Genomic DNA, 16,878 nt, shown 5'->3' on the forward strand with positions numbered 1-16,878 from the left:
TTACTGCCACATTTAACCAACGGAGGTTGCCGTGGCATATGTTATTGGAATTGATATCGGCGGCACCTTCACCGACGCCTTCGTCGCTGATCAGGACGGTCGGCTGGCCGCCGCGAAAACGCCGTCCACCCCGCCGGATTTCGCCGACGGGTTTCTCAACGCCATCGATGAACTGGCCCGTGAGCTCGACATTCCGGTCGGCCAGCTGCTCGGTGAGACCGACTACATCGTGCATGGCACCACGTCGACACTGAACTCGCTGGTCACCGGCGACGTGGCCCGGGTCGGTTTCCTGACCACCCGGGGCCATGCCGACTCGATCAGCATCATGAACCTGGAGGGCCGCTACGCCGGGCTGGACAGTGAGGCGATCCAGCACATGGCCCGCACCGCCAAGCCGTCCGCACTGGTGCCCCGCCACCTGGTCAAGGAGGTCGACGAGCGGATCGACTACAAGGGCGCGGTCGTGGTCCCGCTCGACGAGGACGGAGTGCGGCGGACGGTCCGGGAGTTGCTGGCCGACGGGGCCGAGGCCATCGCGGTGTCGCTGCTGTGGTCGTTTCGTAACGCCGCTCATGAGCGGCGGATCCGCGAGCTCATCCACGCCGAGGCGCCGGGACTCTACGTGGCGCTGTCCAGCGAGGTCAGCCCGCGTATCCGGGAGTATTCGCGCAGCGTGACCACGATCATGAACACTCAGGTGGGCCCCCGGCTGGCCGCCTATCTGCGGCCGCTTGAGGCCACCTTGCGCGAGCGTGGGCTGACCGGGGCGCTGCTGGTCATGCAGGGCTCCGGCGGGTGTGTGAGCGCCGCCAACGCACCGGCGCACGCGGTCACCACCATCGGGTCGGTGCTCAGCGGCGGCGTGATCGGCTGTACACGGATGGCCGAGGCGCTGGACAGCGGCAACGTCATTTCCACCGACATGGGCGGCACCACCTTCCTTGTCGGCCTGGTCGTGGACGGGGCGCCGGTACGTACCAGCAATACGGTGCTCAACCAGTACACGATCAGCACGCCGATGGTCGACGTGCACACCATCGGCGCCGGCGGTGGTGCCATCGCCTGGGTGGACCCGGGCGGCAACCTGCGGGTCGGCCCGCGCAGTGCCGGTGCCCGCCCTGGTCCGGCCTGCTATGGCGAGGGCGGCGTCGAGCCCACAGTCACCGATGCCGATCTGGTGCTCGGCATCATCAATCCGGACAACTTCCTGGGGGGCCGCAAGAAGCTGGACGTGACGCTGGCCCGCAAGGCCATCGCCGAGCACCTGGCCACACCGCTGGACATGTCCGTGGACGAGGCGGCGGCTGCCGTGTATGAGATCCAGAATGCCCAGACCGCCGACCTGGTGCGCAAGGTCGTGGTCAACTCCGGGCAGGATCCCCGGGACTTCTCGCTGTACGCGTTCGGCGGAGCCGGGCCGATGCACTGCGCCAGCTACGCCCGAGACCTCGGGGCGCGCCAGGTCATCGTGCCGCTCGGTTCCACGGCCGCGGTGTTCTCCGCCTACGGGCTGGCCACCTCCGACATCGTGCTCACCGCCGAACGGTCCCAACCGGCTGAGATGCCGGTCGACCCGGCGCGAGTGACTGAGGTGTTCGAGTCCCTGGAGACCGAGCTGGCGACCCGGCTCGCCGAGCAGGAGCTCACCTTCCAGACCGTGCGCTACGAGCGGGAGGCCGACCTGCGCTACACCATGCAATTGGCCGAGGTGTCCACTCCGGTGCCGAACGGAAACCTCGACGCCGCCCAGGTCGCGGGCGTGGGAGCGGCGTTCGAGCGACGCTACGACGAGCTCTACGGCGAGGGCACCGGGTTTCCCGACGCCGGGCTGCAACTGATCACGTACCGGGTCCGCGCCACCGGCACCCTGACCGTCCGCCCCGAACTGCCCGATCACCTCCCCGGCGACGGCGAGCCGATCCCGTCCGGTACCCGGAACGTACTACTGGACATCACCGCCGGGGTCCAGCCGACCACGATCTACGACTACCGGGCGCTCGGCGCCGGGCATTCGATCACCGGCCCGGCGATCGTGGAGGCGCCGACCACCACGGTGGCACTGCCCCCGGGGACCCACGGCGTGGTGGACCGGCTCGGAAACCTTGTCCTGACCTTTGCCCCGGCCGAGTCGTCCGGCCTTCCCCACGCCAGGCCGGTGACGTCAGGTGCACCCAAGAAGGAGAGTGTCTGATGCCGTCCATCCCCATTGCCGGGTCCGAGCGATTCGCCCAGTCCGCGGCGCCGCTCGACCCCGATCAATCCTTCGGCGACCTGGTGCTGCACCGGGTGGAGGCCGATGACATCGCGGGCGTCGACGCGCTGACCTACGAGGTGATCCGGCACCGCCTAGTGGCGATCACCGACGACATGGGCGACGCGATCAAGCGAATGTCCGGATCGGTCGTGGTGACCGACTGCAACGACTTCGGCGCCGCGATCATGGACGAGCTCGGCGAGACCGTCCAGGTCGGCCTCTACAACATGCAGCTCGGTTCGTCGCTGGACATGGCGGGCCGCTGGACACTGCAAAACCGTTCGGCCAGCCCCGGCATCCATCCCGGCGACCAGTTCCTGCTCAACGATCCGTGGATCGGCGGCGGACTGCATCAGAACGACGTCACGGTGCTGGCCCCGCTGTTCTACGAGGGCCAGTTGTTCTGCTGGACCGGCGCGGTGGCGCACCAGGTCGACCTGGGCGGCGTCTCGCCGGGCAGCTGGTCGGTGGAGGGCCGCGACGTGTTCTGGGAATCGGTGCCCATCCCGCCGGTGACGATCGTCGAGGGCGGCCGGCTCCGCGCCGATGTCGAGGACATGTACCTGCGCCGGTCGCGGGTGCCCAAGCTGGTCGGGCTCGACCTGCGGGCCAAGATCGGCGCGAACAACGTCGCCCACGACCGGCTCACCACGCTGATCGACAAGTACGGCCCGGACACCGTCAAGGCCGTGATGAAACGGATGATGGACGACGCCGAGACCAGACTCCGCGCCAAGCTGCGTACGCTCCCCGAGGGCCAGTGGTCCGCGGTCGCCCACCAGGACGGGGGCCGGGCCGGCGACCGCGAGGTGCACAAGATCGTGGTGCGGATGACCAAGCAATCCGACCGGCTGCACTTCGACTTCACCGGAACCGACCCGCAGGTCGAGGGCGTCATCAACTGCACCCTGGCCGGGCTGCGCGGCGGCATCCTGCCGATCCTGCTGACCATGCTCTGTCCGGACATCCCTTGGGCGCCGGGCGGGATCTACCGCTGTATCGACATCACCAGCGAATCCGGCACGCTCAACAACTGCACCTTCCCGGCCGGCATCGGCAAGGCCTCGGTGAACTCCGCCTGGTCGACCCAGAACGCGGTGTCCGAGACGGTCGCTCAGATGCTCTCCACTCATCCGGAGCTGAGCCGCTCCGCGACGAGCGTGTGCAGCGGCACCTGGGACCTGGCCCTGCTGGCCGGCGTCGACCAGCGCGGCGGTGGCTTCGCCACCATGCTCTGCGACGCGATGGCGGGCGGGCTCGGCGCCAAGGTGGACGGCGATGGAGTCGACACCGGCGGGGTGAACTGTATCCCGATGGGCCGGACCGCCGATGTGGAGATCAACGAGTTCAGCTTCCCGATGCTTTACCTGTGGCGGCGCGAGGAGGTGGATTCCGGCGGGCCGGGCCGTTACCGGGGCGGGGTCGGCGGTTCCAGCTGCTTCATCCCGTACGACTCGCCGGTACAGGGAGTACACCTCGTGGTGTCGGCGAACGGCAAGGCGCTGCCCCAGGCACCCGGTTTGGCCGGCGGGTATCCGGCGGCGACCCAGTGGGACGTGCTGATCCGCGACTCGTCGGTGCGCCGCCAGCTCGCCGAGGGCGTTATCCCCGGCCGGATCGAGGACCTGGGCGGACGCGCGGACACCCTGCCGCCCCACCTGGAGACCGACCTCGGCGCCGACGACGTCTACTTCACCCACTGGCAGGGCGGCGGCGGACTCGGTGACCCACTGCTCCGCGAACCCGAGGCGGTCGCCCGCGACGTGGCACTGGGCAAGGTGTCCCCGCAGGCCGCCGAGCAGGTCTACGGGGTGCAGCTCACAGACCCGGCCGGCTCGGACGTCGATGCCGAGGCAACTGAACGGCTCCGCCACCACCTGCGCCGGGAACGCGCCGGACTGTCCTGAACGGAGACTGTCGATGGATCTCGACCTCAACCTGACTGTCAGCCCGGGAGGGCGTGTCGACTGCCGGCACTGTGGCGCACTGGTCGGTACGTCAACCGCCACCCCGCTCGACAGGGCGCTGCGCACCGAACGGCCCTCGAGCGAGGCCGGACCCGGAGTACACGCCGACCCCGCACGGTTCACCGACCGCTCTATCGTGCTGCGCCAGGTGTTCTGTCCGGGCTGCCTGGTGCTCCTGCAAACCGAGATCGTGCCTGCTGACGAACCCAGCTACCGAGAGTGGAGTTTGCGATGACGGCGCCGACGGACAGGCGTGCACTGGCGGGGAAGGTCGTCGTGGTGACCGGCGCCGCCCAGGGGATCGGTGCCGGGTACGCCCGCCGCCTGGTGGCAGAAGGCTGCCGGGTGGTGCTCGCGGACCGCAACGCGGACGCCGTCCGCGCCACCGCCGCGAGCCTGGCCGGACCGGGCAAGGCCACGGCGGCCGTGCTGGACGTCGCCGACCCGGGCAGCGGCGCCGAGCTGTCCGCCCTCGTAGAAGCGGAGTACGGCCGGCTCGACGGGCTGATCAACAACGCGGCGGTGTTCTCCACAATCGTCCAGAAGCCGTTCTGGGAGATCACTCAGCAGGAGTGGGACCAGGTAGTCACGGTCAACCTCAAGGGACCGTGGCTGGTGACCTCCGCGCTGCTGCCGCTGCTGCGCAGGTCGGAATCGGCGAGCGTGATCAACATCGGCTCTGACGCGGTGCCCATGGGCCGCTCGGGCTACCTGCACTACGTCGCGAGCAAAGGCGGGGTGCAGGGCATGACGTACTCCATGTCGCACGAGCTGGGCCAGTTCGGGATCCGGGTGAACACCCTCTCTCCCGGACCCGTCTACACCGAGATCGCCCGCGCCACGGTGAGCCCGGAGCAGAAGCAGGCGATGATCGACGCGCAGGCACTGCAACGCCCCGCGGTGTCCGAGGACATGGTCGGCCTTGCCGTGTTCCTGCTCTCCGACGACAGCGCCTACCTCACCGGCCAGACGATCAGCGTCAACGGCGGACTGGTCCACCGCTGACCCCATCACGCCCTGGCCGTCGGCATGCAATACCGACGGCCGGGGCACCGACTTGAGGGATGGTCTCATCTCACCAAGCGGCACCAGCACTTTGGGCCTGCCCTGGGTCGGCGGAGTACTACCCGTCTCGAATGTCCCGTCAGGTCGTAAGGAATTGCTGTACCTCCGACCGGTAGCAGCATCGGGGCGACAGGTTCCCACGTTCCATGCAAGAGCCCGGGCCAGACTCGCGCCGCCTTTGGGATCTCCCGCTGCAGGGCGACCCCCGAGGACCTACCAGCGCCTTCCGCTGCGGGTCGAGACAGAAGCCGACGACGTCGCGGACCTTGTCGGTGAACAGCGGATCCGTGTCGATGAACAGCGGATCCGTCGACAGTTTGCCGGTCGACATCAGCGTCGGTCTTCCGCAGGACCCCCGGCCACGGCTCGTCGCCGAGCCCGTCCAGGCTGTTCTCCAGGAAACGGCGCCGCCAGGTGCGGACCGCCTCCGGCGGGATGCACCGCGAGATCGCGGCGGTGCAGCACCCGGCTTCGAGTGACAGACCCGTTCGGCAGGCTGTCGTCGGCGCGGCCGCCGAGACGCTGCACGCGTACCACCATCGCGGATCCGCACGCGGGCAAGCGGCCGGATTTCCCGCAGCGCGATTTCACGCCGTCGGCCAGGCTGAATACCCGTTGGTGCCAGAACCAGCTTCCCCGCCCCCGCGACGGCGCCGGGCGCCGCCCCGCGGGCGTTCCAGTGCCGACGACTCCGCTCAGCAGGTCGTGGCAGCCGGTGCCCGGAGCGGCGCCCCGGTCACAAGTCGAGGACCAGACGTGGGCAGGCGGCCCGGGACACGCAGATGAGCATCGTGTCGTTCGCCGCCTGCTCCTCCGGCGACAGCAGACTGTCGCGGTGGTCGACCGCGCCTTCCAGCACGGGAGTCTCGCAGGTCCCGCAAGTCCCTTCCTGGCAGGACGAAGGCACCGACACCCCGGCTTCCCTGACCACCTCCAGGATCGACTTGTCCAGGGGCACTTCGAGGGTCATTCCGCTTGCCGCAAGCTCCACCCTGAATGGGTCCGAGAACACTGGCTCGCCGACGTCCTTGGGCGCGAACCGTTCCACATGCGATGTGCCGGAAGGCCACCGCGCGGAACGCTGCTCCACCGCCTCCAGCAGGGGTTCCGGCCCGCAGCAGTAGATGAGCGTGCCGGACTGGGGGGAGGCGAGAACGCCGTCCAGGTCGATCAACCCCACCTCGTCCTGGGCGTAAAGGGTGACCCGTGCCGGCTGATCGTTGCCGCTCTGGAGCGCGTCAAGGTCGTCGAGGAAGGCCATCGACACGCGGCTGCGGCCGCCGTAATGAAACTCCCACTCCGCTCCGCTCCGGTGGGCGGCATGTGCCATGGGCAGGAGCGGGGTTACGCCGATGCCGCCGGCGATGAACACGTAGCGCGCGGCCGGGAGGAGTTCGAAGTTATTGCGCGGGCCGCGGACGTCGAGCTCGTCGCCCACTCGCACCCGGTCGTTGAGAAAGACGGAGCCGCCCCGCCCGTCAGGCTCCCGCAGAACGCCGATCCGCCATGCCGACCGCTCGGCGGGATCGCCGCACAGCGAGTACTGCCGCACCATGCCGCCGGGCAGGAGGACATCGATGTGTGCTCCCGGGGACCAGGACGGAAGAGGAGCGCCGAGCTGATCCGCCAGCTCAAGGATCACGACCCCCTCCGCGCCTTGCTTCCGGCTGACGACACGAAGCCGCAGATCGGTCTCGTCGTGGGTTGTGTGCACGAGAACTCCTCGTCAGGTGGCGGCTACGCCTCGGGCATGTCGATCAGCAGATCCTCGCCGTCCGCCAAAACCCGGTACGTACGGATCGGCTCCATGGCGGGAAGGGCGACCGCCGCCCCGGTGGTGAGATCGAATCGGCCGAAGTGCCATGGGCACTCGATCTCGCAGCCGAGCAGCTCACCCTCGCTGAGCGACTCCTCCTCGTGGCTGCATTGGTCATCGACGGCGAACAGGCGCCCGTCGTCCGTGCGGGCCACGCACAGCGCCCGCCCGGCCACGACCACGCCGCGCAGGCCCCCCGCGTGCAGGTCTGTACCCAATGGCACCCGGTGCAGGCTCATCTCAGGCCCCCTGTCCGGTCGGCGCGAACTCGATCGGATACGAGTCCCAGAGCCCGTTCATCCGGCCCAGCCGGTCGTTCCTGACCGCGGGGCGGTCACGATCACGGCGAACCCCGGCCGAGAACAGTGCCTTGAGGGTCTGGACATGGCTGCCGTTCACCCCGTCGCCGCCAACGACCACCGGCATGCCGTAACACATGTGGCGTCCGGCACCGAAAGCGACTCCATAGGGCGATACTCCGTCGGGAAGCGGCCGGCCCGGGAGGAAGGTGTCGGCCTCGGGGCCGAACACGTCCCGATCGCGGTTGGCGGCCCCGATGTCCAGGGCGACATGCTCACCCGCGGACAGCTTCCTGCCCGAGGTGAGCGTCACCGGTTCGGTCGCCGTCCGGTAGAACAGCGGGACGATGGGGTGCAGCCGCAGCCCCTCGGCGACCGCCTGTGCGAGGAACCTCTCGTCGCTGAGACGGTCGGCGCCGTCCGCGTGCCGCTCGCGCCAGGTGAGGCACTCATCCAGGGCATTGACGAGCGTGAAGGAGCTGGAGAATGTTCCGGCGTTGATGAAGTCGGTGACCGCTTCACGCAGCTGCAACCCCTGGTCACCGGTCCATGCCGGATCCAGCTCGCGGGCCATGAGGGTGAGCAGATCGTTGGGCAGGGCAGCTTCCGCCTCCGGCGTGGTGGCCGCCTTGACCAGCTCGACGCGCCGCGCGAAGGCCGGCTCGAAGTACCGGACGCGGAAGTCCTCCTGCGCCTCGATGCCCCGGGCCATAACCGGTCCGCGGTCTCCCTGCATGTACCACGAACGCATCGCCTCCTGGATCGGGTCGGCCGCTTTTCGCAGCCGTTCGGCGTCCTCAAGCGTGTCCACCCCGTCCAACCCGATCAGGGCGGCGGCCAGTTGGAAGAAGGCGACGCGGGCGAACAGGACCATGTCCGCGCGCGGCACGCCATCGTCGCCCGGGGCCTGGAGGGCGAGCCGAAGGTTGCGTTCGACCGTCGGCATGAGCACTTCCGACCGGAAGCGCCGCTCGCCCTGACCACGCAGCAGCCGGCCCATCACCCGTCGCCGGGCGCGATGCTCAGGCCCGTCGATCTGCCGCACCGTCTCCCCGCGGAAGCCCTCGGTGCCGTCGTGGAGGAAGGGCGCCATCACCTGCGACCGGAAGATCTCCTCAACATCGCGGAAACTCGTGATCGGGTTGATCGTCGCGGGGTCTGTCACCGCGTTGTGGTACGGGCACGCGCTGGAATCAGTAGGGGGCATCGTTTCTCTCCTGTCGTGCTGCGACTGATGGGCGTGACGGGGGACGAACCGCTTCCCCCTCATCAGGTACGGGCGACGGCCATGGTCGAGGCCGGGAACAGGTCCTCCGCGGCGGGGCGGTCGGGAATGAGCCCCTGCTCGTGGGCGTAGCGCACGAACGTCTCGATGGTGTGGCGATTGCGGTCCACGCCGTACGGCCAGAAGTCCCGGGTGCCAAAGACCCGCTCGGTCTCCTCGGCCTCGGCCATCAGCCAGGGCAGTGTGCACTTGGCGGCCGCCGGTTCGAACAGGTCATGAAGGGCGATCGCCTTGGCTTCCTCGAACCCCTTCATGAGCGAGCGCGCGAGCCACGGGTGGGCTTCCAGTACGTCCGTGCGGATGACCACGGTATGCATGATCGGGAAGATCCCGGTCCGCTGGTAGTACGCCTTCTCCTCGTGCCGGTAGTCCGGGAACAGACGCTGGATGTGCGCCGCCCCCTCCCCGAACCCGACGGGAGCGTGCGCGGTGTAGATCGCGTCGATCTCGCCTCGCTCCAGGAGTTCGGAGAGCGTGTCGTCCGGTCCGATCGGCGACAGGTCGATGCCCTCGGGCCGGCGCGGCGCGCTGTCCAGACGGCCCGGTTCGGTCAGTCCGCCCTGGTGATAGCTCACCGCGTCGAGGGGAATGCCGTAGTCGTCGGCGAGCATGCCGCGGATCCATACGCCGGCCGTCTGCTGGTACTCCGGCACCCCGACGCGCTTGCCCACCAGGTCGGATGGTTCCTTGATGCCGCTGCGAGCGTTCACGTAGATCGCGGAGTGGCGGAACATCCGGGAAGGAAAGACTGGAATCGCGACCATGTGCCGCCGCTGAGTGAAGAACGACCCGAGGTACCAGGCGAGGCTCATCTCCGACACATCGAACTCGGCATGGCGGAACATGCGATGAAAGCTCTCGGGCATCTCCATCGAAAGGTAGTTGAGGTCGACGCCCTCTACAGTGACGCGCCCGTCGCTGAGTGCCCGCGTGCGGTCGTAGTTCCAGCAGGCCAGGTCAATGGGCAAACCCATGTCATGTGACTCCTTAACTCGGGGCCCGACCGCGCGAACCTGCGGCACCGAGTGGGTCACGATCAGCTTTCACCGGGCAGTTCCTCCCGATGCGTCAACGGTGCCGGCCCGAAGCGTGGCACGGGTCGTTGTCTGCGACGCTACGACTCCGCCCGCTGGCCGGTGACCAATATTCTGCTCTCGGGAAAGTCGGCCTGGCCCGCTCCGGTTTCAGTCGGTGACGCCGATCCCGCAGGCGCGTAGTTCGCGTTCAAGCTCGCGTCGGGTGTTGTGCATGAGCTCGATCGCGTTGCTCTCGAACAGCGCGCGGAACCGGGTCTTGGGAGTCGCGACGGAGAATGCGGCCATCACCGTCGGGCGGTGGGCGATGACCACCATGCCGACATCGGCGACGTCGGCCTCGGCTTGCTCGACGCTGATGGCGTGTCCGTTGCGGCGGATGAGATCGAGTTCGGCGAGCAGGGCGTGGAAGGTCGGTTCGTCGAGTTGTTCGCCGGCGAGTTCGGTGCTGGTGCCGCGGTAGAGACCCTGGAGGGTGGGGCGATCGAGTCCGGCGAGCAGGGCCTTGCCGCCGGCGGTGTGCCGCGCCGGGAGCACGGCCCCCTGCCGGTCGCCGATCCTGAAGACGTTGTCGGCCTCGATGCTCAGGAGGAACCGGACTCGGGTGCGGCCCCGGATCATGAGATTCACTGTTTCGTCCAGTTGGCTGGACAGGTTCTCCAGGTGCGGCGCGGCCAGGTTGCGCAGCTGTCTGACCCAGCTGAGTCCGGCGGGCCCGTTCCCCATCCCCGGGCCGGGCAGATAGGCGCGGTGTTCGTCCTGGATGGCGAAGCCGCGATAGACGAGCGTGGACAGCAGCCGGTGGGCGGTCGACTGCGCCACCCCGAGTTCTCGTGCGGCGTCCTTGAGCTGTATCCGGCCCTCGTCGCGCAGCAGTTGCACCAGTCGCAGGGCGTTGTCGACCGAGGCGACCAGATACGCCGGCCGCTGCTGGAGCTGACCAGTGGCGACCTTGCGGAACGGGACCGCCCTGGACGGGGTCAATATCATGCGGGGTCGGGGGTGGGCGTCGACTTCCGGCGCTGGGCCGCTCGACCAGGGGGCGGTCGTCATCGTGACCATTACCTTCCTCGAGTCGCCGATTGAACCGATGGGCATGGTCGGCCACCGGGCCACCGGCGTCGTTACGCCACAGCGTGAACTACGAAACCACGGTTGAGCAATACCGAGGTGAACGCGTTCAGCACATGCCTGAACAGGCATGGCTGCCGACGAAGTGCGCATTGGACGGGCTCGGCCGGCGGCGTGACGATGACTGGGCCCGGCCGTGCGACATGGCCACGGACGGCGTACGGCGGACCGGGACACGAGTCGAGAAACGGAAAGCGGGCACATGGCGACACACGACCTACGGTGGATCCGCAACTTCGTCGACGGACGGTTCGTCGATCCCGACGACACGAAGGGCTTCGACAACATCGACCCGGCTACCGGGCAGGTATGTGCTTATGTGTGTGAGGCCGACCGGTCCCTGGTGGACCGCGCGGTGCGATCGGCGCGGCGGGCGCTGCACGGCGGCTGGGCCGAGGCCCCGGTTCGGGAACGCACCGCCCTGCTGCGCCGGGTGGCGGACCGCATCGAGGAACGCTTCGACGAGTTCGTGGCCGCCGAGGTCGCGGACACCGGCAAGCCGGTCGTCCAGGCACGGGAGCTGGATGTGGCGCGGGCGGTGGCCAACTTCCGTACCTTCGCCGACGTCGTCGCCGCCGCGGGCCAGGAGTCCTTTGTCACCGATCTCCCCGGCAGCCGTCAGGCGCTGAACTACGCGGTGCGCAAGCCGCTCGGCGTGGTCGCGGTGATCGTGCCGTGGAACCTGCCGCTGCTCCTCCTCACGTGGAAGGTGGCGCCTGCGCTGGCCTGCGGCAACGCGGTCGTGGTCAAACCCAGCGAAGAGACCCCGTCGACAGCGGTTCTGCTGGCCGAGGTGCTGGCGGAGGCCGGCCTGCCGTCCGGCGCCTACAACGTGGTCCACGGGTTCGGTGCCGACTCCGCCGGCGAGTTCCTGACCTCACATCCCGGCATCGACGGGGTGACCTTCACCGGGTCGTCCGAGACCGGCGCCCGGGTGATGGCGACGGTGGCGCCGCGGGTGCGTCCGGTCTCCTTCGAACTGGGCGGCAAGAACGCGGCGATCGTGTTCGAGGATGTGGACCTGGACGAGGCGCTGACCGGGCTGAGCAGGTCGGTGTTCACCAACACCGGGCAGGTGTGCCTGTGCACCGAGCGGGTCTATGTCCACCGGCGCATCTTCGAGGACGTGGCCGCCGGTCTGGTCGACCGGGCGCGGGCACTGCGGCTCGGCGACCCGTGCGACGAGCGGACCACGACGGGGCCGCTGATCTCCCAGGCGCACCGGGACAAGGTCATCGGCCACTTCACCCTCGCCGAGGAGGCCGGAGCCAAGGTGCTGACCGGCGGAAACATACCGGAGCTCGGAGCGAAGCTCGATGGCGGCTCGTGGGTCGAGCCGACCCTGTGGACCGGACTGTCGAATGCGGACCGCCCGGTGTGTGAGGAGATCTTCGGTCCCGTCGCGGCGCTGATCCCCTTCGACACGGAGGAGGAGGCAATCGCACTGGCCAATGACACCGAGTACGGCCTGGCCTCCTCGGTGTGGACCAACGACCTGCGCAGGGGCCACCGGGTCGCCCAGCGCATGAAGGTCGGAATGTCCTGGGTGAACACCTGGTTCCTCCGGGATCTGCGTTCGCCCTTCGGCGGCGTCGGCCTGTCCGGCATCGGCCGGGAGGGCGGCGAATCGTCCCTGCACTTCTACACCCAACCCACGAATGTGTGCGTGCTCCTGTGAAGCTGATCGCCGTTATCGCCCTCGATCTCGCCCCGCGGCAGGCGCGGACCGCCCCTGGCGGCGCGTCGTGACCGATCACGGGGAGATCCACGCGCTGGCCCGGCGCCTCGACGACGCCCAGCGGAAACGGACGGAGACACCGAGTCTCGTCGATACGGCCACGCTCGACGTAGCCACCGCCTATTCCGTTCAGGAGGAGCTGCTGGCCCGCAGGACCGGACGCGGTGAGCGCGTGGTCGGCGTCAAGCTGGGGTTCACCAGCGAGGCGAAGATGGCGCAGATGGGTGTCTCCGAAGTGATCGCCGGGCAGCTCACCGACGCGATGCGCGTCGCCGACGGCGGCGAGGCCGACCTGCGCCGGTTCATCCACCCGAAGGTCGAGCCGGAGGTCGCCTACCGGCTCGTGCGCGACATCGACCCGGACGAGCCGGCGCCGGATGTGGCCTCCATTGTGGACGCCGTCGCACCGGCCATCGAGATCATCGACTCGCGATACCTGAATTTCCGGTTCACATACACCGATGTCATCGCCGACAACACCTCGGCCGCCGGATTCGCGATCGGGACATGGCGACCGGTCGAGGACGTCTCGGACCGAGAGGTGCGCCTGCGGGTGGGCGACCGTGAGGTGTTCGGGTCCACGGCGGCAATCCTGGGTGACCCCGCCCGCGCCCTGCACGCCCTGCTGGAGCTGGCCGGCCGACGACGCATTCCCTTGCGTGCCGGGCAGATCGTGCTTGCCGGAGCGGCTACCGAGGCCGTCCCGCTGGGGCCTGGGCGCGTCGAGGCAGCGGTCGCCGGGCTCGGCACAGTGTCGTTGAAGGGAGTCTGAGTGCACACGTCACGGGTCATCGAAGGGCGGGCACGACCACGTGGCCGCTTCCCGCACGTAAAGGTCGTCGGCGACCTGGTCTTCATCTCCGGCACGAGCTCGCGCCGGCCGGACGACACGCTCGCGGGCGCCGAGGCGGACGAACAGGGCACGACCAATCTGGACATCAGGGTGCAGACCCAGGCGGTGATCGAGAACCTCCGCGCGATCCTCGCGGAGGTCGGCGCCGAGCTCGGCGACCTCGTCCAGATCACCACGTTTCTGGTGTCGATGAACGACTTCGGCGGCTACAACGAGGTCTACGGCGAGTACTTCGACGAGTCAGGCCCGACCCGGACAACCGTCGCGGTGCACCAGCTGCCGCACCCACACCTGCTCATCGAGATCCAGGCGGTAGCCCATGTGCCACGGCGCGACCAGCCGTAGTCGGTGCTTGCGGCCCAACCACCACAGACGCAGCGCCGGCCAGCCGGCCGCGCGCCCGACTCCCGGAGATGCCAGATGACCGAGATCCCTCCAGTGATCGACTTTCAGGGCTGGATCGAGGAGCATGAACACCTGCTCAAACCACCGGTGAACAACCGGACGATGGAACTGGGCAAGGACTTCATCGTGCAGATCGTCGGTGGGCCCAACCAGCGCACCGACTACCATGTCGACCCCTACGAGGAGTGGTTCTACCAGATCAAGGGCGACATCCAGGTCAACCTGATGACGGACAACGGCCCGAAAGCCGTACACATCAAGCAGGGGCAGGTCTGGTTGCTGCCCGGCAACATCCCGCACTCCCCGCAGCGCCCCGACCCGGAATCCATTGGCCTGGTCATCGAACGGGTCCGCGAAGAAGGCACACTGGAGAAGTTCCAGTGGTACTGCCAGACCTGCGATCTGCTGATCTACGAGACGGAACTCCAGGTGCGCGACATCGTCGCGGATCTCCCCCCGGTGTTCAACCGGTTCTACGCCGATGAGTCGGCTCGGACCTGCCCGAAGTGCGGCGCCCTCCACCCCGGGGTCGGATGAGATGGGTGGAATGATCGACGTCCACTCCCACTATGTCCCGCGCGGCTGGCCCGATTTGACCGCGGACGCCGGCACCGAGGCGCCCTGGCTGAAGATCGAATCCGAGCTCGACGCGGTGATCATGATGGGCACCCGCGAATTCCGGCGCGTCCAGGCGAACTGCTGGGACGCCGAGGCCCGGCTGGCCGACATGGACGCGGACGGCGTGCAGACCCAGGTGGTGTCACCCACCCCGGCCTTCTTCAACTACGGGCGCACGGCCAAACAGGCATCGCGGATCTCCCGAGTCTTCAACGACCTGGCGCTCGGCATCGTCGCGGACGCGCCGGACCGACTCCTTCCGTTCTGCCAGGTTCCGCTGCAGGACCCCGATCTGGCCTGCCGCGAGCTCGAACGGTGCGTCGCCAACGGCCATCGCGGAGTGGAGATCGGCAACCACATCGGCGACCACGACCTCGACCATGCGGGGGTGGTGACCTTCCTCCAGCACTGCGCGGCGCTGGGTGTGCCCGTCTTCGTACATCCCTGGGACATGCCGAGCTCGCCGCGGTTGGACCGATGGATGGCGCAATGGCTCACGGGGATGCCCGCGGAGACGCACCTGTCCATCCTCTCGCTGATCCTGGGAGGCGCCTTCGACCGGATCGACGAGAGCCTGAAGATCTGCTTCGCCCACGGTGGCGGCTCGTTCGCCTTCTGGCTCGGCCGCGTGGAGAACGCCTGGCACGGGCGGAACGATGTCATCGGCACATCGGAATTTCCGCCCTCCCACTACATCGGGCGTTTCCACGTCGACTCGGTGGTCTTCGACGAGCGCGCGCTGCGGCTCCTCGTCGACACCGTGGGTGCGCACCGCGTCCTGGTCGGCAGCGATTACCCCTACCCCTTGGGGGAACGGCCGGTCGGCGACGTCGTGCGCAAGAGCGCCTTCCTCGACGACACGGCACGGCACCTGATCAGCCATGCGAACGCGGCGCGTTTCCTCGGCCTGACCTGAAGGGTTGTCCGGTAACCGCCGGCCCGGTGGGCGGGCTCGTACCGGGTGGTGGCGTCCCATGGTGAGCGGACGTTCGTGGCCGGTGATCCGGCCGGTGCCCGGGGCCTGTTCCCCGGGAAGGCGGCCGGGGGACAAGCCTGCCCGCACGAGGAGGTCGGGGCGGATCTGTCCGGGGGCTCGATTCGTCGTCGGTGGTACTGCTCGCCGCGCGGCGCCGCCCGGTCCGCGCGGTGACCTACGCGAGTGAGCCTGCGAGCACGGAGGACACGGCGTTCGCCGCCAGGGTCGCCGCGCACGGGGGCCTCGAACAGCACGTGTGCCAGGGCGGGCCGCGGACCTGGCACTTCGCGCGGCCCGCACCGGTGGCGGAGGACAGCCCGACGCTGTCCACCGCCATCGCGGGAATGGCCGCCACCCATCTGGAACCGGCGGCCGGCCTGGGAGCGCAGGTGACGGGTGGCGCACCCCCGACGGACGCACGCTCATGCCGCAGACGCTGCGTGCCTCCGCCCGGCGGAAGCCGGACTTACGGGCCGGGGAGTGGGACGACTGGGCGGCACTGCGGCTCAACGGCGCCGCAGCCCGCGAGGAGACCCTCCTCTACGCACCGCCGTACGTCCGGTGTGTCCGTTCCTCGACACCGCGGTCGTCCGGGGGAGCCGAGCGCCGCGAGGCAGCGCCCCTCCTCGCCCGGACGCTGCTCCTTGCCGAAGGGCTGGTAGGCGCACCGCGGGGCCGCGGACGACGGCTGGCCTCTCAGCTGTTACGGCGTAGCGCGCGGGACAGGCCGAGCGCAGTCGTGCGCACGGCAGGCGCGGCCTGGGCGGGGTGGAAGCGGATGCGAGGCACGGCGACCGACAAGGCGGCGATGCCGCCGCCGTCGAAGACCGGTGCGGCGATGCAGCTGACGTCGGGCGCCGCCTCCTGCTCATCGTAGGCGAGCCCGGAGGCCGGCACCTGCTCGACGGCGGTGCGCAAACGCCGCGGGCCGGTCGGAGAGTGGGAGGTGAGCCGGGGAGTGGAGCGGTCAGCACCTCATCGATCAACTCGGGGCCGGAGAAGGCCAGCAGCGCCTTGCCGACGCCGGTGCAGGTCAGCGGCAGTCGGCCGCCGACCCGGGAGGGAAGCGACAGTGTGTCGTGTCCGGGGATGCGCTCCAGATGGACGACCTCGTGGCCCTCGTGGACGCCGAAGTGCACGGTCTCGTGGGTGGCTTCGTAGAGGTCTTGCAGGAACGGCAGGACGGTCTCGCGCAACCCGTGGCGGCGCGGCGCCAGGGTCCCGAGCTGGAACAGCCGTCCCCCGAGGCGGAATTCACCGCCGTCGCGCTCCAGGTAGCCGAGCCGCACCAGGTCGGCGGCGATGCGGTGGACCGTGGTCTTGGTCAGTCCTGTGCGCCGAGAGAGTTCCGCCAGGCAATACGGACCACCGGTGGGTCGGAAGCAGCCGAGGACGGAAATCGCCTTTCGAACGCCGCCTGGCCGCCGCACCCGG

General features: G+C 68.9%; 15 protein-coding genes and 1 pseudogene. 10 read left to right on the forward strand and 6 right to left on the reverse strand.

Annotation, left to right across the window (positions count from 1 at the left end; translation table 11 throughout):
• The first annotated feature begins 31 nt into the window (after window positions 1–31).
• Genes ACWEKM_RS04265 through ACWEKM_RS04280 form a run of 4 tightly spaced genes read left to right on the forward strand, consistent with a single transcriptional unit; the run spans window position 32 to window position 5,229 of the window.
• Entirely contained in the window at window positions 32–2,194 is a 2,163-nt protein-coding gene (locus tag ACWEKM_RS04265; protein WP_451619624.1) for a hydantoinase/oxoprolinase family protein, read from the forward strand.
• Window positions 2,194–4,164 carry a hydantoinase B/oxoprolinase family protein gene (locus tag ACWEKM_RS04270; protein ID WP_451619625.1) on the forward strand — a complete coding sequence of 657 codons (1,971 nt, stop codon included), beginning with the start codon at window positions 2,194–2,196 and terminating at the stop codon, window positions 4,162–4,164. The genes ACWEKM_RS04265 and ACWEKM_RS04270 overlap by 1 nt, the downstream gene beginning before the upstream one ends.
• Window positions 4,165–4,177: 13 nt before the next feature.
• Window positions 4,178–4,459 carry a hypothetical protein gene (locus tag ACWEKM_RS04275; protein ID WP_451619626.1) on the forward strand — a complete coding sequence of 94 codons (282 nt, stop codon included), beginning with the start codon at window positions 4,178–4,180 and terminating at the stop codon, window positions 4,457–4,459.
• On the forward strand, window positions 4,456–5,229 hold the full coding sequence (locus ACWEKM_RS04280; RefSeq protein ID WP_451619627.1) for an SDR family NAD(P)-dependent oxidoreductase: 774 nt from the start codon (window positions 4,456–4,458) through the stop codon (window positions 5,227–5,229). The genes ACWEKM_RS04275 and ACWEKM_RS04280 overlap by 4 nt, the downstream gene beginning before the upstream one ends.
• Window positions 5,230–6,025: 796 nt before the next feature.
• On the opposite strand, the gene ACWEKM_RS04285 is transcribed toward ACWEKM_RS04280, so the two are convergent.
• The 5 genes from ACWEKM_RS04285 to ACWEKM_RS04305 all read right to left on the reverse strand — a co-directional run bounded on the left by ACWEKM_RS04285 (window position 6,026) and on the right by ACWEKM_RS04305 (window position 10,713).
• Window positions 6,026–7,003 carry a PDR/VanB family oxidoreductase gene (locus ACWEKM_RS04285; protein ID WP_451619628.1) on the reverse strand — a complete coding sequence of 326 codons (978 nt, stop codon included), beginning with the start codon at window positions 7,001–7,003 and terminating at the stop codon, window positions 6,026–6,028.
• A 23-nt stretch (window positions 7,004–7,026) separates the two neighbouring features.
• A complete protein-coding gene (locus tag ACWEKM_RS04290; protein ID WP_451619629.1) occupies window positions 7,027–7,344 on the reverse strand; it encodes a Rieske (2Fe-2S) protein in 318 nt (105 codons plus the stop codon).
• 1 nt (window position 7,345) lies between these two features.
• Window positions 7,346–8,569: a cytochrome P450 gene (locus tag ACWEKM_RS04295; RefSeq protein WP_451619630.1), complete on the reverse strand. Its 1,224-nt coding sequence runs from the start codon at window positions 8,567–8,569 to the stop codon at window positions 7,346–7,348.
• A gap of 104 nt (window positions 8,570–8,673) precedes the next feature.
• Window positions 8,674–9,663 carry an ABC transporter substrate-binding protein gene (locus ACWEKM_RS04300; RefSeq protein ID WP_451619631.1) on the reverse strand — a complete coding sequence of 330 codons (990 nt, stop codon included), beginning with the start codon at window positions 9,661–9,663 and terminating at the stop codon, window positions 8,674–8,676.
• A 210-nt stretch (window positions 9,664–9,873) separates the two neighbouring features.
• The gene (locus ACWEKM_RS04305; protein ID WP_451619632.1) at window positions 9,874–10,713 is read right to left on the reverse strand and encodes an IclR family transcriptional regulator; all 840 of its coding nucleotides are present in this window, start codon (window positions 10,711–10,713) and stop codon (window positions 9,874–9,876) included.
• 343 nt (window positions 10,714–11,056) lie between these two features.
• On the opposite strand from ACWEKM_RS04305, the gene ACWEKM_RS04310 reads away from it, so the two are divergent.
• The 6 genes from ACWEKM_RS04310 (at window position 11,057) to ACWEKM_RS04335 (ending at window position 16,106) form a co-directional block, all read left to right on the forward strand.
• Window positions 11,057–12,532: a 2-hydroxymuconic semialdehyde dehydrogenase gene (locus ACWEKM_RS04310; protein WP_451619633.1), complete on the forward strand. Its 1,476-nt coding sequence runs from the start codon at window positions 11,057–11,059 to the stop codon at window positions 12,530–12,532.
• A gap of 67 nt (window positions 12,533–12,599) precedes the next feature.
• On the forward strand, window positions 12,600–13,364 hold the full coding sequence (locus ACWEKM_RS04315; RefSeq protein WP_451619634.1) for a 2-keto-4-pentenoate hydratase: 765 nt from the start codon (window positions 12,600–12,602) through the stop codon (window positions 13,362–13,364).
• Window positions 13,365–13,790, forward strand: a complete 426-nt coding sequence (locus tag ACWEKM_RS04320; protein ID WP_451619635.1) for a RidA family protein — start codon at window positions 13,365–13,367, stop codon at window positions 13,788–13,790.
• Window positions 13,791–13,865: 75 nt separating this feature from the next.
• Window positions 13,866–14,387, forward strand: coding sequence for a 3-hydroxyanthranilate 3,4-dioxygenase (locus ACWEKM_RS04325; protein WP_451619636.1), 522 nt, complete (start codon window positions 13,866–13,868; stop codon window positions 14,385–14,387).
• Window position 14,388: 1 nt separating this feature from the next.
• Window positions 14,389–15,384: an amidohydrolase family protein gene (locus ACWEKM_RS04330; RefSeq protein ID WP_451619637.1), complete on the forward strand. Its 996-nt coding sequence runs from the start codon at window positions 14,389–14,391 to the stop codon at window positions 15,382–15,384.
• 137 nt (window positions 15,385–15,521) lie between these two features.
• Complete coding sequence (locus ACWEKM_RS04335) at window positions 15,522–16,106, forward strand: asparagine synthase-related protein (RefSeq protein ID WP_451619709.1); 585 nt, start codon at window positions 15,522–15,524, stop codon at window positions 16,104–16,106.
• Window positions 16,107–16,140: 34 nt separating this feature from the next.
• Here the strand turns inward: ACWEKM_RS04335 and ACWEKM_RS04340 are convergent.
• Window positions 16,141–16,874 (reverse strand): annotated as a pseudogene (locus tag ACWEKM_RS04340) (IclR family transcriptional regulator).
• Window positions 16,875–16,878: the final 4 nt, after the last annotated feature.

It is taken from the genome of Streptomyces sp. NPDC004752 (genome assembly GCF_053601275.1).